This is a genomic window from Vibrio sp. 1641 (genome assembly GCF_033339995.1).
Taxonomy (GTDB): Bacteria; Pseudomonadota; Gammaproteobacteria; order Enterobacterales; family Vibrionaceae; genus Vibrio; species Vibrio alginolyticus.
Window position 1 is genome coordinate 90,730 of sequence record NZ_JAWOVP010000012.1, and the last position, 17,731, is coordinate 108,460.

At 44.3% G+C, this 17,731-nt stretch carries 26 protein-coding genes; 21 read left to right on the forward strand and 5 right to left on the reverse strand.

The features are described 5' to 3' along the window. Nucleotides 1-59 precede the first annotated feature (59 nt). Nucleotides 60-413, reverse strand: coding sequence for a hypothetical protein (locus R7Z47_RS19190; protein ID WP_318130522.1), 354 nt, complete (start codon nt 411-413; stop codon nt 60-62). 549 nt (nt 414-962) lie between these two features. On the opposite strand from R7Z47_RS19190, the gene R7Z47_RS19195 reads away from it, so the two are divergent. From R7Z47_RS19195 to R7Z47_RS19295, 21 genes are all read left to right on the forward strand, one after another. Then, the gene (locus R7Z47_RS19195; protein WP_215810183.1) at nt 963-1,880 is read left to right on the forward strand and encodes a hypothetical protein; all 918 of its coding nucleotides are present in this window, start codon (nt 963-965) and stop codon (nt 1,878-1,880) included. 89 nt (nt 1,881-1,969) lie between these two features. Continuing rightward, nucleotides 1,970-3,046, forward strand: coding sequence for a replication initiation protein (locus R7Z47_RS19200; protein WP_054577229.1), 1,077 nt, complete (start codon nt 1,970-1,972; stop codon nt 3,044-3,046). 2,240 nt (nt 3,047-5,286) lie between these two features. After that, a complete protein-coding gene (locus R7Z47_RS19205) occupies nt 5,287-5,718 on the forward strand; it encodes a hypothetical protein (protein ID WP_215810182.1) in 432 nt (143 codons plus the stop codon). Then, the gene (locus R7Z47_RS19210) at nt 5,693-5,995 is read left to right on the forward strand and encodes a helix-turn-helix domain-containing protein (protein WP_064369744.1); all 303 of its coding nucleotides are present in this window, start codon (nt 5,693-5,695) and stop codon (nt 5,993-5,995) included. The genes R7Z47_RS19205 and R7Z47_RS19210 overlap by 26 nt, the downstream gene beginning before the upstream one ends. A gap of 3 nt (nt 5,996-5,998) precedes the next feature. Further along, entirely contained in the window at nt 5,999-6,538 is a 540-nt protein-coding gene (locus tag R7Z47_RS19215; protein WP_064369743.1) for a single-stranded DNA-binding protein, read from the forward strand. Between the two features lie 3 nt (nt 6,539-6,541). Further along, complete coding sequence (locus R7Z47_RS19220) at nt 6,542-6,841, forward strand: hypothetical protein (protein WP_064369742.1); 300 nt, start codon at nt 6,542-6,544, stop codon at nt 6,839-6,841. A 56-nt stretch (nt 6,842-6,897) separates the two neighbouring features. Next, nucleotides 6,898-8,301, forward strand: coding sequence for a hypothetical protein (locus R7Z47_RS19225; RefSeq protein ID WP_215810181.1), 1,404 nt, complete (start codon nt 6,898-6,900; stop codon nt 8,299-8,301). Further along, nucleotides 8,298-8,495 (forward strand): hypothetical protein, encoded by a 198-nt coding sequence (locus R7Z47_RS19230; protein WP_169628928.1) that lies wholly within the window; start codon nt 8,298-8,300, stop codon nt 8,493-8,495. The genes R7Z47_RS19225 and R7Z47_RS19230 overlap by 4 nt, the downstream gene beginning before the upstream one ends. Nucleotides 8,496-8,575: 80 nt before the next feature. Continuing rightward, complete coding sequence (locus R7Z47_RS19235; protein ID WP_064369740.1) at nt 8,576-9,163, forward strand: hypothetical protein; 588 nt, start codon at nt 8,576-8,578, stop codon at nt 9,161-9,163. Next, on the forward strand, nt 9,163-9,621 hold the full coding sequence (locus R7Z47_RS19240) for a hypothetical protein (RefSeq protein WP_169628926.1): 459 nt from the start codon (nt 9,163-9,165) through the stop codon (nt 9,619-9,621). Before R7Z47_RS19235 ends, R7Z47_RS19240 begins: the two co-directional genes overlap by 1 nt. A 4-nt stretch (nt 9,622-9,625) precedes the next feature. After that, complete coding sequence (locus tag R7Z47_RS19245) at nt 9,626-10,126, forward strand: hypothetical protein (protein ID WP_215810179.1); 501 nt, start codon at nt 9,626-9,628, stop codon at nt 10,124-10,126. Between the two features lie 64 nt (nt 10,127-10,190). Continuing rightward, nucleotides 10,191-10,655, forward strand: a complete 465-nt coding sequence (locus tag R7Z47_RS19250; RefSeq protein WP_237284026.1) for a hypothetical protein — start codon at nt 10,191-10,193, stop codon at nt 10,653-10,655. Nucleotides 10,656-10,657: 2 nt separating this feature from the next. Next, nucleotides 10,658-11,386, forward strand: coding sequence for a VRR-NUC domain-containing protein (locus R7Z47_RS19255; protein WP_213868155.1), 729 nt, complete (start codon nt 10,658-10,660; stop codon nt 11,384-11,386). Between the two features lie 26 nt (nt 11,387-11,412). Further along, entirely contained in the window at nt 11,413-12,111 is a 699-nt protein-coding gene (locus tag R7Z47_RS19260) for a hypothetical protein (protein WP_017634077.1), read from the forward strand. A gap of 118 nt (nt 12,112-12,229) precedes the next feature. Next, complete coding sequence (locus R7Z47_RS19265; protein ID WP_017634078.1) at nt 12,230-12,499, forward strand: hypothetical protein; 270 nt, start codon at nt 12,230-12,232, stop codon at nt 12,497-12,499. Then, nucleotides 12,478-12,801 carry an HU family DNA-binding protein gene (locus tag R7Z47_RS19270; protein ID WP_052484255.1) on the forward strand — a complete coding sequence of 108 codons (324 nt, stop codon included), beginning with the start codon at nt 12,478-12,480 and terminating at the stop codon, nt 12,799-12,801. The genes R7Z47_RS19265 and R7Z47_RS19270 overlap by 22 nt, the downstream gene beginning before the upstream one ends. Beyond that, nucleotides 12,801-13,097, forward strand: coding sequence for an HU family DNA-binding protein (locus R7Z47_RS19275; RefSeq protein WP_158159308.1), 297 nt, complete (start codon nt 12,801-12,803; stop codon nt 13,095-13,097). Before R7Z47_RS19270 ends, R7Z47_RS19275 begins: the two co-directional genes overlap by 1 nt. Then, nucleotides 13,090-13,332: a hypothetical protein gene (locus tag R7Z47_RS19280; protein WP_017634081.1), complete on the forward strand. Its 243-nt coding sequence runs from the start codon at nt 13,090-13,092 to the stop codon at nt 13,330-13,332. Before R7Z47_RS19275 ends, R7Z47_RS19280 begins: the two co-directional genes overlap by 8 nt. Continuing rightward, the gene (locus R7Z47_RS19285) at nt 13,310-13,948 is read left to right on the forward strand and encodes a DNA N-6-adenine-methyltransferase (protein ID WP_025558929.1); all 639 of its coding nucleotides are present in this window, start codon (nt 13,310-13,312) and stop codon (nt 13,946-13,948) included. The genes R7Z47_RS19280 and R7Z47_RS19285 overlap by 23 nt, the downstream gene beginning before the upstream one ends. 14 nt (nt 13,949-13,962) lie before the next feature. After that, on the forward strand, nt 13,963-14,448 hold the full coding sequence (locus R7Z47_RS19290; RefSeq protein WP_169628922.1) for a hypothetical protein: 486 nt from the start codon (nt 13,963-13,965) through the stop codon (nt 14,446-14,448). Further along, the gene (locus R7Z47_RS19295) at nt 14,441-14,710 is read left to right on the forward strand and encodes a hypothetical protein (protein ID WP_215810178.1); all 270 of its coding nucleotides are present in this window, start codon (nt 14,441-14,443) and stop codon (nt 14,708-14,710) included. The genes R7Z47_RS19290 and R7Z47_RS19295 overlap by 8 nt, the downstream gene beginning before the upstream one ends. 211 nt (nt 14,711-14,921) lie before the next feature. Here the strand turns inward: R7Z47_RS19295 and R7Z47_RS19300 are convergent, their stop codons facing one another. The 4 genes from R7Z47_RS19300 to R7Z47_RS19315 form a co-directional block, all read right to left on the reverse strand. After that, nucleotides 14,922-15,263, reverse strand: a complete 342-nt coding sequence (locus R7Z47_RS19300) for a hypothetical protein (RefSeq protein ID WP_213962058.1) — start codon at nt 15,261-15,263, stop codon at nt 14,922-14,924. Nucleotides 15,264-15,333: 70 nt separating this feature from the next. Continuing rightward, nucleotides 15,334-15,981: a hypothetical protein gene (locus R7Z47_RS19305; protein WP_213868151.1), complete on the reverse strand. Its 648-nt coding sequence runs from the start codon at nt 15,979-15,981 to the stop codon at nt 15,334-15,336. Between the two features lie 564 nt (nt 15,982-16,545). Continuing rightward, a complete protein-coding gene (locus R7Z47_RS19310) occupies nt 16,546-17,061 on the reverse strand; it encodes a hypothetical protein (protein WP_213868150.1) in 516 nt (171 codons plus the stop codon). Further along, nucleotides 17,058-17,453 carry a hypothetical protein gene (locus R7Z47_RS19315; RefSeq protein WP_213868149.1) on the reverse strand — a complete coding sequence of 132 codons (396 nt, stop codon included), beginning with the start codon at nt 17,451-17,453 and terminating at the stop codon, nt 17,058-17,060. Before R7Z47_RS19315 ends, R7Z47_RS19310 begins: the two co-directional genes overlap by 4 nt. Between the last annotated feature and the right edge of the window lie 278 nt (nt 17,454-17,731).

A 17,731-nucleotide genomic window follows, 5' to 3' on the forward strand; every position in this document is an offset into this window, starting at 1 on the left:
GTAATTAAGTACAAAAAACACTCAATTAAATCGAAAATGCTGGTGGCCAATTCGGAATTTTATAAATCACTAGGCGCGACAGGACGCAAGTAGAGTTTATCTTTCTTGAAGTGCGTTGGTCGCCAGTCCCAACCAGCGATAGATACGCTATCTCGCGCGCCAGCAATATACGACACTGAGCGCAACACATTGACACCCTTATCAAATTTAATCGCCTTATCGGCCTTTAGAACGAGTCTACCGTCTTTTTGGCTATGCAAACCAAAGGTGCAACCTGAGATTGTTACTAACAAATCCAACGGTAGCGCTGGGGCGTTCTTTTTCGGGAACTGTCGGCGCTTAAATTGTTGTTTTAATTGGTTAACTTGAGTTTCTAATTGCTGTTCAGCACTTGGTGGGGGAGTAAATTTCATCACAGAGTTATCCACAAAATTCGGCGTGTTCGGAATGTTAACACGTCCAAAAGGAGTTTAAATAGATAAAATTTTTGGTAAACTCTAGCGCCAGATGGTAACGCACCTTGTTCGGAATCGCTTTGATACAGGGACTTGTTTGATCAACCATTTACGATCAATAATAGGGGAGTTTTTCTGTAATTAGATCATGGCGATACCGTGATAGAGAGAAAGTGATTCGATTTCGGGCAACAGAAAATAAAAAAGCCCGCTTTGGCGAGCGGGCTTTCTTACTGAAATCGAGCTTTAAGCGGCTAACTTAAAGCGTCACGACAAACGAACTTAAGGAAAGTCATTATGCCGTAATGAATTAGACCGAAGCCTAATCAGGCGAGACATTTAGTTGGCGACTAATGCCTCAAATGGTTAGTAATTAGTTTAACAGTTTAGATTGAGCATCAATCTCAGCGAACGTTAACACAAATTACACCACACTAAAGCAGGTGTAAGTATAACGTTCAAAGAGATCGGTGGCAAATTTTTACGCCTTTTTTTTGATCAAATTTTATGCAAAACACACCGCTTTTACTGCATCCTTGCTACTGGAAGTCAGGATTCAGAACCCAAGCCTCCAATATCAAAACCAATAAACCGTCGGCACAACGTAAACTTGCTTGCCTACTAGAAACTATCTCAAGCCATATTCTTAAGCATGGCCATACCTGCTTTGCATCAACTACTCGATTGGTACAGGTCTACAACGAGAACTGCGATCGCTATGATTGTCGTCCAACCACTTTTGACACTCTCAAAAAACAACTGAAAACAGCAGAAGACTTGAACTTAATTGTCCGAGAACAGAAGCCAAACAATGCAACAGGTCAGAATCTACGTCACATCACTCTATGCGTAGACGCCATCCAAGAAATGTTCGCTGGCGCATACAAGTACGCGCTACAAGCTGCACAAAAGCGTTTTAATAGACAAAAACGGCACTCAGGGGGGGCTTCTGTGGAAAAACCTCTTGAGGCCAGTGCTGACAAGGCTTGCGAGCAATCAGACAAAAACAAAAATGGCACTATAAATACAAAAGATCTCTCTACAGAGAGTAAAAATAAAATTAATAACGGTGTCCCGTCTGATTCTTGGTTTTTGAAGATCTTCAAACGTGACGCTGACGAAGTAAAACAACTTCAACTAGCAGCTAAGCAAGGCCGCCTATCAGCTAGTGGAGCTCGTCGTGTTATCAAGCTGTACAACAAGCACCAACAGCCTTTAGCGCCTAAGTTCTTGTCATACCTTAAGTTTGTGATTGCTAGCTGGCACAACAAGGCTGCAAGCGCCGTGAAAGCTAGCGTGAACAAGGTTCGTGATACAGCCACCATGTTAGCAGAGTACATGAACACCATTTCCGAGAAAGAGTCTCAAGGCTTAGTTGAATACTATCGTGACGCAGTCGGGCGAGTACAAGTCAGGTATCTGTAATCACTGCTTGATGTGAGTATTTCTATACATGCGTGACCTAAAATGTGTCATAATTACCTAAATCTTGTTATTTATGGATGTGCATTTGCATGAGTGATGAAGAATATTTCTACCCTGCGGTAAGCGATAACCTCCCGAAACATATCAAAAAAGGCCATCAACTGGTCTTTAGTCGTCAAGATCTATCCGCTAGGGAAGCAGATATGTTTGCGTTGATGATTGCACATATGAAACCAAGTGATTGGGAGCAGAAAACACCACACTATGAGTTTACTTCACATCAATTATCAGAGTGGTTAGGTGTTGAGTCTAAACATATCGGTAGCAACTTAAGTCCAGTAGCGAACCGCCTAGCTAGTCGAAAAATCGGGATAAAGGTGGAAACCCCGAAAGGTGATATTGAATTCGACTATAGACCTCTTTTTAAACATATCGCTTATAAACACGGCATACTTACGATGGTTCCTAACGATATGCTCAAACCTGAGTATATTGAATATAATCAAGGATTTGCTCTGATTAATACTCGCAATTTCTTTGAGGTAAAAAAGGAGTATTCTAAGCGCTTGTACGAACTGCTTAGTCGCTTCAAAGACAAGGGCTTTGAAATGCATGCGCAAAAGCTTAGTGAACTGAAAGGAATATTTGGGCTTTTGGACGAATCAGGGAAGCTGAAGAAAGATAAAAGTTCCTTCAAAAACAACAGCGTATTTATGAAACGTTGTATCAGGGAAAGTATTAAAGAACTTTCTGAACACCCTCAGATTAGCAAAGAACTTTTATTTTTAGAAAGTAGCCAAGGTGATAAGGGGTTTGAGGTTGTAAAGAAAGGTAGAACCATTACTGGAATCAAGTTTCTCTTCCGGTGGGTTAAACTAGGTTCAATTGATGAGTTAAATCAACACGATGCTCTTAAGACAATTAGACAACTTGAATTGAAAAGGCTTCAAAACCAAGTCAGACTCACCGAGTCTGAACTAGAATCACTTGCCATCGCGTACCGCTATGTGGGTAAAGAAGACCACGCTCTTAAAGTTGAAGCTAGCTTGTCAAAGCGACACTCAGAAAAAGAGCAACAAAAGCATGATGATGGAATGCATGAATTAGAGTCGTTAATGGAAAAGATAGATACCCTTTCAGAACTAACCGATACACACGATTACTGATAGCTAACAAGTTTTAGGTCAAGGGCTCGATAGATGACATTTTCTAGGTTGAAATGAGCTATGTGACACATTTTAGGTATATGGGAGTGAACTCGACGTGATCATTGACTCGAAAGTAGAAAAAACCGGACAAGACTCCTATACAACCATCTCACACACCTAAAATATGTCATTCAAGAGCAGAAACACCTAAAATCTGTTATCCAATCACCTGATATATGATCACTTTCACCTAGATTATGTAGCACTAAAGCCTGTAAGAAGATCACAAACACCTAATAAATGATCAATTAAACCTAGATCTTGTTACTTAAAGACCTAAAAAAAGATCTTTAAACGAGTTAAAACCAATTAAAATCAATACGTTACGGTTACTATAGATCTTATAGTTCTATAGTTCTCATAGATTGATATAGTTAAATATAGATCTTTATAGCGTATGTGGATAACTGGAAAATCAAAGATTTACACAGTTTCCCACATACACAACAAGTTTTTGTTGTTTAGATGAGTGAATGATCCTGGCTATAGACAACTGCGTGTTATAACTAATAGTGGTAGGTCAATTTTCAATCTAACTGATAGATGGACGATGAAAGGTAAATTTGGCAGGCAGAACCGAATTGCGATCGCATTTGTGTGAGTTCTTGACAAAAACACGAATTGACAGGAAATATTAATTATTGGATAGTTGTAAGTGTGCTCTAGAAGCAACAATGTACTTCTAGAGCGACAACGTTGTCTAGCCGAATAGTGCTTGCACTATGGCTGTGACTAACTTGATTAAAGCAATCAAGAGATCAACTAACTTGACCATATCTACCTCTCCAAAGGCTTATGGTTAAAGACAACGCACAAGGGTTTTTTAATGGCGGCCACCATTGATTGCCCGTATGCACGAAGTGAAGCTTTCTAGCTGCTTCGAGCTTGGTTGGTGATTACATAATTACCTCCTAATTAATTAAAGGTTGGGTTCTTCGAATCCAGCCTTTTTTTATATTCTTCACACAATCAAGGTTATTAGGGAACGTTTTGTTCCAAGTCTTGCTGTGCCTAGTATTCCAGACTTTTTGCTAATTTTGCAAACGCCCAAACGAGTTGGTTATCTCTTTCAGGTTTAGGCGCATGAAAACTCCCAAGTCCTTATGTCCCATTGTTATCAGATAATTCCCTTCTCATAAAGAAACGCTTTGAAAAATATTCATTTCTCTACATGAATCGGGATATGAGCAAGATTTTTATCCAATAATTCATGTTCATTTTTCCTTTCTGCTTGATGCCAACCTCAAAAGAAAGTTGCCGCTTCCAGCAGATGGGTTAGCGCATTCAATATATTGCTGTTAACTCATCTTATCCTGTTAAAAACAAAAATGCTTCCCCGTACAACTTAAGTGGTTAAGCTTCCTATCATTTTGGCTAGTTTTTGCCCACTTATTTCCAATTAGCCTGAGTGTTGACAGTATTAAACTCAACTATTTGACGTCGATAAGATGCTAAACGATCCGGTATCACGTATGGCATCTGTTTTTCACTATACCGCTATTTTAAATTGAATGCGTGATTTCGGAACTAACAGGACGAGGTTTTTGATTAATCAGTTCAAACTAGCTTTCGCGATTGATGCTTTCTAATTTTTAATTTTTTATAAAGCGACAGTATTGTTGTTTGGTATGGTTGTTTTTTTGTTTGTTTATTTTTGCTAGTTGGTGTTGTTATTAATTCCGAATGTAAAGCGTTCTATCTATTAGTGGGCGATTTTTTTGTGCCTTAAACTCTTAAACGTTCGGATTGAGTTTCGAGGCAAAAAAAAGCTTCGAGTTTCCCCGAAGCTTTCCATTACTCTTATCCCGATAGCTAAACGTATCCGTCTATGCGAGGTGGATTTTATCATCATCCACTTTGAAAAGAGAAGTGTTTAACTTGCTAAGTAGCTTGTATACTGGGGTTCTCCACATTTTACACATTTCATTTAGGTTGTTCTTACCGCTCTTAATTGCATTGGCCAAAGCGAAGTCTAAGACGCTGTTCGAGGTGTTGGTCATGTACTCTTTAACGCCTGCTTGGATTTGGTCGTGAACTTTTTTCTGTTGTTCTCTGACATTTGCTGATTCCTCATATGAGTCTGTTTGCCTGTTTGTTGAGACAAAAATACATCGTTTCAGTTTTTGTATCAATACTTTTTGCATTGTTTTTTAAGCGGGTTTATACTACGAATAAAATTGATGTGTTCGGAATGGAAGGTGAGTGGGGAAATTTCTGAAATTAAGCGATCTCAACTGGAACAACGGCAAAGAGAGCGAGACAAAAGCTCACCATCAATCCTGGATACATTCGAGGGCATAGAGCTTACGGACGAACGCGAAGCTCTGGCGAACCGGTTACAAGATGCCGATGTGACATTGGATGACAAGCCGGATCGCTGCCCGACTTGCAATGGCACTGGTTACACCAAGTCGTTATTTAGCAAGTGGGAGTGCTGTAGCTGTTTTGGGACGGGTTACGACCTTTCCGATCCGGTTGCCGTTATCAAGTGGCAAAAGCTCTGCCTAGATTGGTCAAAGAATCGGTTACATGAATATCGCGTTGCCTTGATTAAGGCGACAACAACCGAGGAAGAACGACTAGCAAGTGAAGTGGAGAGCTTCTATGAAAATGCGAGACGCAAAGATTAAACAGGCCGCTCGAATCCAATCGCTTGAGTATCGACAGCAACGTGCAGCGCGAATCAAGCGAGCGAGACGGCATGCAGATTTAACCATACTCGAAATGAGCAGGTTAATCGGGTTATCACCAGACACTTATCGAAAAATCGAGAATGGCGAAGTGAACCCAAGGGTGCAAAACCTAGAACTGATAGCGGTCTACACAAGTACAGACGTGGGTTATTTGTTCTTTGGTGATGCGATTTCTAACAGAGACAAAGCGGTAAAGAGAGATACCGGAGAATAACGAATGGCTTCAAGAGGCATTAACAAGGTCATTCTGGTTGGCAACTTGGGGTCAGATCCCGAAATCCGATACCTACCAAATGGCGGTGCAGTAGCGAATATCACGATCGCTACATCCGAAACTTGGCGCGATAAAGCGACAGGGGAGAACCGAGAAAAAACCGAGTGGCATCGAGTGGTGTTGTTCGGCAAGTTGGCCGAAGTGGCGGGGGAGTTCCTACGCAAAGGGTCACAAGTTTACATCGAGGGGCAATTGCAGACTCGCAAGTGGAAAGACCAGCAAGGCCAAGACCGTTACAGCACAGAGGTAGTAGTTCAAGGCTTTAATGGCGTGATGCAAATGCTTGGCAATAACCGAGCTGGTGGCCAGCAACAACAAGGCGGTTGGGGTCAACCTCAACAACCACAGCATTCACCACAGCAACAGGGTGGTTGGGATCAATCTCAACAACAATACGGCGAGCCACCAATGGACTTTGACGATGAAATACCGTTCCAGAACGAGTTCCGTCATTACAAGATGCTGAGTTACGTGGCGGCTTAAACGGTGAGTAAACAAAATTTAGCGTTAGCAACTCAAGGCGACTTACTGATTGTGTTGCGTCGAATGACCATTAAAGCGCTTATGGAAATGCGCGAGGCGACAGGCGAAACGGATTTTACTGACACACTAAGTGCTTTTTATTTCAGTAACCGTGCGATCGCGGCAGAAGTAAACGGGTGTTCGCGTCATGTGGCCGAACTAATCCAAGACAGCGACCTCGACTACGTTCACAAAGGTAGCGAAATACTGGTTTGGCTGGATGACTTAGAAGAACGCCTTGAGCTCTTTGCTAACCAAGAATAAGAAAACTTTAACCCTATTCCCTTATCCCAATTTTTGAGTAGTAGAGAAATTTTCCTATGAGCGATGTTTTTACTGTAGAGCTTCCGTGGGGACTTCCTGAAAATTCGCCAATTGAAATCAAAGAATTTGAGATCCCGCTTGTTGGTTTGATGCAGCACATCATCGATGACTTGCAATTCAAACTATCCCAACGCACGGCCAAGGCCGACGAGGCGCTAAAGCAAAAATATCAGGCAATGCTTGATGAACGTACCGAAATCCTTGCAGCGCGTGACCGCGCAATGGCTGGTACTGAGGTGATGCGTAAAAAACGTAATGAGGCCGAGCAGATCGCAGCCGAGCTACACAAAAAAAACGAGCGTCTAGGTAAGGACAACCAACGCCTAGAAGCAGAGATCAAACGCCTTACCACTGAGTTGCGTCACGCTCAACAAGAACTGGACGGCATTCCTAAGCTGGTGGAGAACAAGGTAGCCGCTGCATTGGCTAACCAAGTGGCATCATCTGGTGAACTGGAATCGCTTAATCAGCAACTTGAGAGTGTTCAAGAGCAACTACGCATTGCCGAGGACAAACGCAAAGCAACCGCCGCTAAGAACGCGACACTGGATGAGGCATACAAGGCCACTGAATCAGAGCTCACCAAGAGCAAAGAACACATCGAAATGCTAAGTGAGCTGGTGGCGACTCAAACCGAGCAAATCAACAGCATGAGCGAGGGATTGAAGAACGCTGACGAGAACTATCACTACGTGATGCACAACATTGATGAGGTGTTGGCCTACGCAGCGATCATTGCTCACGAAAACGAAGAACTGCGCAACGACAACCTATATCTAGGTGAAGCGGTTCAATACCACGATCTTAAATCCGTTTGGAAAGGCGGTAACTGGCAAGCCTACATGCTTTGCAAGGCGACAGCGATTCAGCCTCAAGAGGGTCTAGGCAAACCGGATCAGCGTTTTGGTCTGATTTACCTAATGAACACGCATACCGGAGCTGGCCACACGGCTTACATTGGTGAAGATGGTTCCCTATGTATGTCTAAGCTGCTACACGAATCGTGCCTACTTCCACAGGAGTATTGGGAAGAATTTACCGAGGCCGCTAAGCAAGTACCAGTAGACCAAATTGAGCGAGCTTTAGCCCGTGCAGTTAAGCGCACAAAGAAAGTCGTGAGTGTGGCCAAAGTCCTCGATTTGGATTGGTGTACCCAAGTGAACCTAGTAGAGATTGCGCAGCGCTTAAGTGATTACGTGCCTCAACATGAGCTAAACCGAGCGCTAACACACATTGAACGTGCGAAAGAGCTTGCACCACGCAGCGTAAGCCTGATTAAGCGCATCAACAAACGATTCAATACAGAGTACGCGCTGCATTCCGCTGGTGGCCGTATTCCTGACACACCAAAGAAACCAAGCAAGCCTAAACGTAACCAGAAACGAGGTAAGCGTAAGTGAGCGAGACATACAAGCCATTTTCAGCCGTGTTAGTGACGTACCAATGCGATGACGAGCAGTGTAAAGGCAATGTAGTTCGATTAGGTAAGGTGCGCGTCGATAATGAGTTTGCGCATCGATGCGAGAAATGCAGCAAAGGGTACATGCTGGAAAAGGAATACCCACACTTGGCGCACCAAAGCCACAAATACTGAGAAGAATTTAAACCCGCAAGGGATACGCTCCCTTGCTTTTCCTACCCTTAATAAATTGTTTAAGCCAGAAAGCGAGAGGCATGAGCATGAACACTCAAGCACAGTTCGAAACATCCTGCGAAGTTAACACAATGATGGTCGGTTTTAATCCCGAAACAGGCGGAGTGGTTTTGATGGCTCCCTATTATTACGACCATTACCGCGCTGTGCGTGATGTGGTTCTTCAAGCAATTCCAATGCACGTAAGCAAGGTGTACGAGTATGACGAGAACGACAAAGATGCAGTACCGCCTCAAGTAGTCGTGGGAGTAGCTACCAAGATTGCTGAAACGCTACTGATGGACAGCAAGCTATTCCAATTGGCGATGAGTGCCGCTAATGAATTGGAATATGTGTACAAGGGGGAGGAAGAATTTGATCCCGAAATGCACTTGCCTTTGGTGTTAACGAACCTATCTCAACAAGCTTGCGATTACCTGACGAATGAGCTCAAAGACAACATTAAATCGGCAGATGATCGCCTTGGTGGTACGTCAGAAGAAACTAAGCAGATGCTTAGCCTTGTTATGGATATGCTTGACATGCTGAAAGTGGAAACCAAGCCGGATTCAACCTTAGAAGTTAAGAACGTTCAACGAGTTGTAGCTAACGGGGAGACTATTCACTGATGCTGAGAAAATTTACACTAGCGGCGGCCTTGCTGGCCGCTTTTCAAGCGCATTCAGCGCCAGTAGTAACCCCTGTTCGAGTTGCACCTATGCCAGTTCGTGTTGCTCCTGCGCCTGTTCGTCCGGCAACGCCAATCAAAGCATCCACCAGCACAACAAGCACGGCGGCGAATGCTGCTTTAATGATGACCGTGCCAATGATTGTTGCTAACAGTTCTGCGGCACAAACCGATTCTAGCGGCTCGCTGGTGGTCAATCCGATGTTCTTTACGGCTTGCTCGACAGAGCAGTATGAGAGCGCCTTGGTATTCCAAGAGGTGTGCAAGGTAACGAGAGGTATCAATTCATCGTATTGCCCTATCTTGTCGTTCTTTCGAGAGTGCGACCGAGTGGAGTCTGTAGAGGGCTTACAACCAATCAAACCTGAGTATAAACACGTATTTTTTAAGAGTGAGTAAAACAATGACTGAGCAACATTGCGGAACAAGACTTGTTAAAGGGATGTCTTTTAAATTTGACGAGGAAAATAAGCGTGTCTACTTAAGTCCAAGTTTTTATTTTGACCATTTAAGAAATGTTCGTGAATCGATGACGCGCAAGCTTGATGAACGAATGTCGGGCGCGCCAGATTCGGTGCTTAAGAGCTTTGGAAAGCTCTTTAATAGTGTATTGGCTGACGAGCGTTTGATGACATTCTCTCAAAAGTGCTCCGAAGTATTGAGTAAGCCTTGTGAGAGCCGTGAGGATGCGCGTCAACAAATGGGAAACATTGCTAGCGAGCTGGCCAATCAATGTAACAAGCAAGTGGCCAAGGTGCTAAGAGCTGAAAATGACATTTTAAAATCGAAAAACGCAAGCCTTGAGGGGCAGCCATCCCCAATTGAGCTGATAGCGATGGTGCTGGAATCGATGCGCTCAAAAGCTCGCAAAGTACATAACCCCGAAGTAAGCACAATACACTAATCGAAAGATCATAACGTTAGGCCGCCTTGCCAAGCAGTGTGAGGCGGCAAAAAAGAGGTACAAAGTGGCTAACGTTAACGACTCCAATATCATTTCCCGTTTGTTATCCATTCCTGAGTGTTATCAGCTCGATTTCTTTGTTCGCAGTGCGCCAGCTATCCAAGACGACTCAACCTATTGGGACGTACTTGGAACGCTATGGAAAGCGCAAGGCTCGCACCAACATCAATGTGTGTGGTCGTCCCTGTTTACGTGCCCGAGACGCAACAAGCACAAGGTGATGAAATCGTCAGAGCGCAAGGCGTTCGCCAAGCTACCCAAGGTGATCACGGCCTACCGAGCTATCAATGACGAATCCGAAATCGAAACCGCACTTTGTTGGACGCTATCTGAGGACATTGCTAAGCGTGTTTTCTCGCAAGGTGACCGCCGCAAAGTGGTAGCTAAGCAATTCACCAAGGACGAGGTATTTGCCTACTTTAACCGCCGTAAGGAACAAGAGATTTTAGTAACACAAGGGCTTATCTAGTTATGGCCAAGGCACCACGATTCGATCACTCTTTCCTCGCAAACCAAGTCGCTAAGCGCAAGAAGTGGAAAAGCAAAGGCGTGAAAGCTGGCCACGGCGGCGACTTCAATATCGATGCAGCACTTAACGAGATTAACCGTTCTGTTAATCACATCATCAATCCGGTATCGATAAACGTCCCAAATACTGCGCTGGTGGACAAGTCAGAGCTACCAGCCTGGCTCATTCGTATTCTTGAGAAAGACATTGACGTTGCGCGCGCTGCAACACAGAAGAAAGTGGAACTGGATTCACCACACAAAACGCGCCTTGCACAAGGGATTAAGCGCCCGAAAGAGTTTAACGACACGAAACTGGCCGAACACTGGTTACAGGTGCGTTTGTTCTACACGTTAGAGACGCAGTACAAGGACATTTACCCGCTGGTTTTCTCAATCCCTAATGGTGGCTACCGAACACCTAAAGCGGCTTCGATGATGAGCTATGAGGGACAAAAGAAAGGTGTGCCAGATATATTTTTTCCTATCCCGAGAGGGGTGTATCACGGGTTCTTTTTGGAGGTAAAAACGGAAAAAGGTCGCCCAAGTAAGGAACAACAGGAAAAGATAAAAATGTTCCAAAATCTAGGGTATTACGTGGTTGTGGCTAAGGGGTTTGATGAGTGCATTTGTCAAATTAATAGCTATCTCCAATTGCCAACATTTGATAACAAAACTAGACTAGCCGCATAAGTATATAAAAAGGGCTTAGTTATCTCATGTTAGCGAGTGAATATCACAGCATTGGCCAAAAGCCAGTTGATTTAGACGTGTTAGAAGCAACAAAGGTAGTCCGTAACTTCCTATGCGATTACCTTTACTATGACAAGTTGTTGCTAAGCTATGCTCCCGCAGGGGAATTTGGTAGCGCTCAAGCGTATCGCTGGCTTACTGGTGGTCATATTTGTGACTACGATGCTACTGGCGACACAATTGCACCAAGAGAGAAGATCAACTATCGAGTCATTAGAATGCTATTCGATGCTGGTCTAATCAAAGTAAAAACCAACATCCGAACGCCACATACTCGCTGCGTTATCTTTGAATGGGTTCGAGACATTAAGAAATATCGTCGTGAAATCCTCCGTACTAAAATCTTTGGCGAGAATGTTTACCTCACTAGCGCAATGATTGATGCTACAGCGGCACAATATGGTCTGACCGTGACGTTTGTCGGTGCGAGAGGGGTCTTTGAGATATTGGATGGTAATGGCAACTCAATCCCGAACGGCCAAGCCAAGAACACCTACATATTCATGAACAGTGTTGGTGAGCCAGTAGGCCGACTACGTGATATGTCCTATTGGGAATGGGAACAATACTTATACGACACAGCGACACGCGCCAAGCTGCGCAAAACGCCTCTCAAAGTTCGTGATGGCATGCGCAGCCACTTTTCGGAGTTCAAACGAGCTTAATCAAATCCTTGATCATCTTTCCACAAATGCCGCCTATATGGGCGGTATTTTTTTGTATTAAAAACAGAAATCGTGTTCGGAATATTTACGGCGTGTTCGGAATGGTTATAATCGTCTCATGGCAGGACGTAAACCCAAGAAGAACGCCTTAACCCCTCAGCAGCGCTGGAATCGTCATCTTGCCAAGATGGCTAGGTTTGACATTAAACGTCAATACTATCGCGCCAGCGCGACACAACGAGAGCAAATTAGGCGACTCCAAATAGAACTTGGCTGTAGCAGTCGAGAAGAACTGGTTCTTTATGCCATCAATCTTCTAGGCCAACAGCACGGAATTTATCTGAAAGATATTCAAGAGGACTTAGCGTGTCTAAACAAAAAGCCGTAGGTAAGCACGAACTGATCTCAGCAATGAAAAAAGAAACGGGCGCATTACGTGAAGAATGCGAGCTGGTTTTTGATGCCTTTATCGAAGAAATCTCAACTCAAACCATGATTGAGGGCAATGCTGTATTGCTTAGTGGTTTCGGCACGTTCGCACCTCGCCTTAAGAAAGCGCGAGCTGGCCGTAATCCAAAAACGGGAGCACCAGCGATTGTAGCTGCGCGAGACAAGCTGACTTTTAGTGCATCGGATGTATTCCGCGATGAGCTGGCAAACAAGGTAAACGAGATCAAGGGGGCACATTAATGAGCACACGCTTAAACCGAACTGACATTGAAAGAAACATTTCTAAACGCCTTGGCTTAAAGCTTACTGGTGATGATGCAGAGCTGGTGGGCGATTGTCTGGACGCAATGATCAATCACATTCTGGTTGAGATTGCGAAAGGCCGTGAGGTGCAAATTCGAGGCTTTGGCCGTTTCCGTCACATAGAGCGTGAACGCACAACCATTAATCCGGCGACGAAAGAGCGCTTAGGTGTCAAAACCGAGCACAGCGTATTGTTCTCTGCTTACAAGGGCATGGTACGCGTCCATGAATGATAGCAAGGCAATTGGGCTACGTGTCTTTATCGGCTCTGTTCGACTACTGGCCATAACCATTGTGTTAGCGCTGGTGGCTGTTGTCGGTATTGGCACATACAGCTTTTATGGATTGGTGGTCTATCCAAAGATAGAGCGAGTGAAGATTGATTTGGACGCAGAACGCATCGAGCGCATTACGGTAGCGGCCAAGAGTGGGGAGAAGTCAGAGAATGGCGCACCTAGTCAAAAGTAAGACCGTCGAGGGCGCAAAGAACAAATGGGCGACTCGTTGGGATTGTTTCTTTGATGCTCAATTCCTCTTTCGACGTGATACCGGAAAAGAGTTCGTTTTAGATGTGGCCGCCGAGCCACAAACCGCCAAGGTGAACCGCTTCTACGTGGCTCCTGACTGGATTAACGAACAGCCGAGTGGATTCCCAAGCCTTAAGCCAAAACACAAGGCAGCTCAACTCCTAAACCCTGTTTGTGTGGGGTTCGATGGCCTACAAGGCGAATGGGAAGATGGCTGGTGGTGCAATCCTCCGTTCGACCTTAAGTTTGAGTTTCTGGAAAAGGCGCTAGAACAAGCCAGAAAAGGCCGTGACGGCATGATGCTGTTACCACATGAAGAACTCACAACGTGGTGGCTGGACTTGGTAGAGGGCTACGCCACGATGATTTACAAGCCGGATGGTCGTTACCCGTTCTATGAGACAGATGGACACACCAAAAAGCAAGGTGTGAACTTCGGCAGTGCATTAGTGCTCTTTACCGAGAAAGGTCTACAAACACCATCCATGCGCTTTAACCGTAAGGTAGGCAGAACGCACCTTACTGGTATCTATGAGCAAATCGCTAAAGTGGCTTAAGGGAGTGAGCTACTATGAGTGTTCAATATCAGGGTCAATCGATGAGCGTGTACCGTCTCGCTCAGTTAACTGGCTATCCAATGACTTCCCTTTATCGCGCGTATCACAAAGGACTACGAACCGGAGAGGAACTACTGGCCGAGGCTACCAAGCACCTTGTGACCTACCAAGGCAAGGTAATGACCGCAAGACAGCTATGCGCCGCTACCGACACCAGTTACCGCAGAGTGCTAAGACGCCTTAAGGCTGGTGTACCCGCTGAAAAGGCCGTAAAGGACAACGTAGACCGCCGAGGAAAGAACTGCGCATCCAAGTTATCCCCTAGTGAAGTTCTACGCATCTACGAGCTGTTATTCACTAAACAGGTATGCCAACACACGCTAGCCGAGGAATATGGCGTTCACCAGTCCACGATTAGCGACATATGGCGACATAAACGTTGGGGATGGCTTACTGCTCCGCTTAGATACCAGTTAGAGGGGAAAGCAAGCAATGAGTAAGACAGGAAAGACAAGAGCCTATGTATTCACGCTTAAGGTGAAGAAAGCGCGCCTAGTGACGGTACTTAGATTCAAACACCAATGGTTAGCCTACATGGCCATTAAGCATCTGAAAAAGCGATTCTGGTTTGCTGACCTACAGTTTAGGCAAATCACGCCTCTTAATGCGCTCTGGTACTTATTTTTGATAAAGATTGGCTACTATGAAACACTCAATAAAGCCACCAGCAAAAAGCGACAGAAACAATCTTTAAATGGGTAAAAATAACAAAATGAAATGCAAACCAATATTGTGATGTGTTCGGAATAAGTTTAGTATTATTCCCATAGGACAGTGACGGATACGACTTCCTATACGGTGCGCTTGTTTAATAAGGTTGTGCAAGCGTTGTAGGGTAAAACCTACAGGCTCCCAAAGAGGGCAAAGGGTTGATCTTCGAAAGAGGGTCAGCCCTTTGTTCTTAGTTGTGGGCTTAATCTTCGTCGTCGTCGTCGATCTCTTCACATTTCTCGTCAAAGCCCTTATCAAACGCGCTACGCAATTCGTCAGTAAAACCGCCCTCATTCTCAAAAATCTCATCAAGAATGTGGTCATCTATTTCTTCGATATCGATATTGTATTGCCAAGAAAGTTCCCCTAACACATTAGCGGCAACTATAGCGCTCCCGCCTTGCATGCTCATGACATTCATTGCGTAACCAGCCATATAGCCAATGGTGTAGCTATGGGGTCTTTGGCTCATCAGAAAACCAGACATAGCTTTCTCGTCGCTAAAGCCGTTATTTACGCCTAGTTCATATTGATCATTATCCATGCCAACTCCTTAATCTTTCGAATGAAATGAAAGATGATACTATCAGTTATGGAGCATGGCGCCAATCGAGTTAAAGGGACGTTCTAATATCCCTAACTATCTTAAGGTAGCGCTGAACGTGCTGACGATAGTCCTTGTAGACCTTAAGATATTCGGCCATATCAGCAGTCAGTTGTTGCCCCTTTTCTTCGACGTTATGCTCACTTTCGTCAATGTCTTTAGCGAGGATCGTTAATCGTTGGTAGTTTGATAGGCCAGTGAGAAAGCTATTGCTCATAGCTGCGCATACAGAGGAATATTCCAGTTCTTTAAAGGCTCTGGCTCCCTCACTGGACAAGCCATTAAGAATGTCTTCGTGTAGGCGTTGATAGCGCTCACGATATGGATGCAAGATTTTTAATGGGATTTGCAAAGCTGCCGTGTTGCTTAGTGTCGTTAAGCTATCTTTAGAGAGGGAGTTCTCAGTAAAATCTTCAAGCATAGTCTTCAACATGCTCTCAAACTCAGAAAGCTGACTGTAGGTGTTCTTATAGTGAAACTCATCACGCCATTCCCCTACAGACTGACGCGCCAGATAGGCGGCATATGCAGCACCAAACCCACCAAGCAATGTGCCTATGGATGTAATGACATTTATAAATGAAGTTGAGACTTGGATGTGAAAGCCAAATATCAGTCCTACAAACACTAAGGCTGCTATCCCTATAAAAATAGGCATAAGGATTCCCTGTTTATTATGATTAGCGGTAAAGGATACCTCAGTTAATATGCCATTGATAACATACGTGCTTCAGAGTGGGTGATTGGTAATACTTGTTTTTGTTTGTGATGGTAAAAAACACTTGAACTAAGAATTCCGAACGGATAAATTTATTTATACGCGAGTTACATTAGTTGCCATTGTGACGACCGTGTTTCCTTTAAAATCTTAGACAGCTGATCTCAAGCGCCCTTGGTTACACCATCGGCGCTTTTTTCTTGATTTTTCAAGGTAAGTATCAATATAATTGCCTTGTTTTCGTGTGAAGCGTACAGCTTCGGCGAGTGATTCAAAGAAGGTTTGCAAAAGAGGGTTAAAGAGCTGGTAGAAATACTGGCTCTTTTTTTATGTGTCGCGTTTCAACCTATTGAAAAGGCGTTTTTAGTGTCCTATATTTACCTCGCTCGCAAGAAAATGGACGTGGATACTCCAAAATATAGATGGCCAATTGATTGGTTATTGAATTACCTGTTATTGACAACTCCTCAAAATCAAAAGGCCACGGTAAAACGTGGCCTTTTTTTATGTAAAAAACTCCATTTTTAACAAGTCTATTCGGAATGACAAAGGCCGTAAAAAGCCAACTAAAATACATGCTACTGAGAAAATAAATACGCATGTGATTCGCTGGTGGCGTCCCGAGGCGAATAGATTCAAACAGTACCTATCAAATGGGGTAAAAATCGGCACTGGCTGGCGGTTTAACACATCCCCAAGCCAATGCGACACACAACCGCATCCAAATCCACACAGAATCGCACCTAGAATCGTGCTGGTGGCTTTTAACGCCTCAATGAGTACGAATGTATCCCCTATTGCCAAATGATAGCCATAAGCCGTTGCAGCGAGCCATATCGAAAGGATGTGGGTGTAAGTTCGGTGCGGGATTCTGTCAAATTCAAGCCAGTCCGGTGCGCTCGAACCGCTTAAGCAACCAAGAAATGCCAGGATTGAATGCAGTGGTGTTGTGTCTGCCATTAAGGCGAGAGGAACGGGCGCAAAGCACAGTGCGCCCCAAGCGTGTCCAGTTCGGTTCATTCAGCTTCGCATCGAGCGCAATACGCATAGACGATAGCACTCATCGCTATGGTTCGATTGCGGTAGTTGGTGGCCAATTTCTCAAACGTCTTTGCAACTTCGGGGTCAATCCAAGGACTGATTTGGCGTGTCCCTACTAGGTCACCCTCGATTACTTCGGGGTGCTTTTCTGGTAGTTGGTTTGGATCGGTGTTGTTGATGGCCAACTGATACAGCTCGGTCAGGGTAATCCCGTTCTGTTCGCATTGTTCGCATGCTTTTGCGTGAGCAAGGCGTGAGATTCGCACTTGAAGTAGCGCTAATCCCTTTTCCCGTTGGCGGGTTCTAAACATGGCTTGTCGTGCTTTGGTTTTGGCTTTGTGTCTGAATTTGATGCGCTCGGGTGCTTTCAAGGGGGTATTCCTTTCGTCACGTAGCGCGTTGTCTTGGGTGTGGGGGAAAGGTGGCTAGTGAGATAACGCAGCCAATTACTATATCGTGCCGCAGAATCAATTGTACATGAGTAGCGTTACTCACTAGCTGGCCATGATTATATGCAGAAAATTGTTACTGTAAATACTATTTAATGTCGCGTTATCAAGTTTTGTATTTAAAACCTTGTTGATAATCAAGCGATTGTTTTAAATGGCCTCATTCGTATTTTTGTTACCTGTTTAAACTCTGTATTATT

What these genes read in the sequence shown, in the direction of transcription:
- R7Z47_RS19305 (WP_213868151.1), bottom strand. Translation starts at nt 15,981, where the DNA reads ATGCCTATTTTTATAGGGATAGCAGCCTTAGTGTTTGTAGGACTGATA.
- R7Z47_RS19215 (WP_064369743.1), top strand. Translation starts at nt 5,999, where the DNA reads ATGGCTTCAAGAGGCATTAACAAGGTCATTCTGGTTGGCAACTTGGGG.
- R7Z47_RS19190 (WP_318130522.1), bottom strand. Translation starts at nt 413, where the DNA reads ATGAAATTTACTCCCCCACCAAGTGCTGAACAGCAATTAGAAACTCAA.
- R7Z47_RS19285 (WP_025558929.1), top strand. Translation starts at nt 13,310, where the DNA reads ATGGCGCACCTAGTCAAAAGTAAGACCGTCGAGGGCGCAAAGAACAAA.
- R7Z47_RS19300 (WP_213962058.1), bottom strand. Translation starts at nt 15,263, where the DNA reads ATGGATAATGATCAATATGAACTAGGCGTAAATAACGGCTTTAGCGAC.
- R7Z47_RS19195 (WP_215810183.1), top strand. Translation starts at nt 963, where the DNA reads ATGCAAAACACACCGCTTTTACTGCATCCTTGCTACTGGAAGTCAGGA.
- R7Z47_RS19245 (WP_215810179.1), top strand. Translation starts at nt 9,626, where the DNA reads ATGACTGAGCAACATTGCGGAACAAGACTTGTTAAAGGGATGTCTTTT.
- R7Z47_RS19280 (WP_017634081.1), top strand. Translation starts at nt 13,090, where the DNA reads ATGAATGATAGCAAGGCAATTGGGCTACGTGTCTTTATCGGCTCTGTT.
- R7Z47_RS19225 (WP_215810181.1), top strand. Translation starts at nt 6,898, where the DNA reads ATGAGCGATGTTTTTACTGTAGAGCTTCCGTGGGGACTTCCTGAAAAT.
- R7Z47_RS19235 (WP_064369740.1), top strand. Translation starts at nt 8,576, where the DNA reads ATGAGCATGAACACTCAAGCACAGTTCGAAACATCCTGCGAAGTTAAC.
- R7Z47_RS19275 (WP_158159308.1), top strand. Translation starts at nt 12,801, where the DNA reads ATGAGCACACGCTTAAACCGAACTGACATTGAAAGAAACATTTCTAAA.
- R7Z47_RS19265 (WP_017634078.1), top strand. Translation starts at nt 12,230, where the DNA reads ATGGCAGGACGTAAACCCAAGAAGAACGCCTTAACCCCTCAGCAGCGC.
- R7Z47_RS19255 (WP_213868155.1), top strand. Translation starts at nt 10,658, where the DNA reads ATGGCCAAGGCACCACGATTCGATCACTCTTTCCTCGCAAACCAAGTC.
- R7Z47_RS19290 (WP_169628922.1), top strand. Translation starts at nt 13,963, where the DNA reads ATGAGTGTTCAATATCAGGGTCAATCGATGAGCGTGTACCGTCTCGCT.
- R7Z47_RS19200 (WP_054577229.1), top strand. Translation starts at nt 1,970, where the DNA reads ATGAGTGATGAAGAATATTTCTACCCTGCGGTAAGCGATAACCTCCCG.
- R7Z47_RS19310 (WP_213868150.1), bottom strand. Translation starts at nt 17,061, where the DNA reads ATGAACCGAACTGGACACGCTTGGGGCGCACTGTGCTTTGCGCCCGTT.
- R7Z47_RS19295 (WP_215810178.1), top strand. Translation starts at nt 14,441, where the DNA reads ATGAGTAAGACAGGAAAGACAAGAGCCTATGTATTCACGCTTAAGGTG.
- R7Z47_RS19240 (WP_169628926.1), top strand. Translation starts at nt 9,163, where the DNA reads ATGCTGAGAAAATTTACACTAGCGGCGGCCTTGCTGGCCGCTTTTCAA.
- R7Z47_RS19210 (WP_064369744.1), top strand. Translation starts at nt 5,693, where the DNA reads ATGAAAATGCGAGACGCAAAGATTAAACAGGCCGCTCGAATCCAATCG.
- R7Z47_RS19260 (WP_017634077.1), top strand. Translation starts at nt 11,413, where the DNA reads ATGTTAGCGAGTGAATATCACAGCATTGGCCAAAAGCCAGTTGATTTA.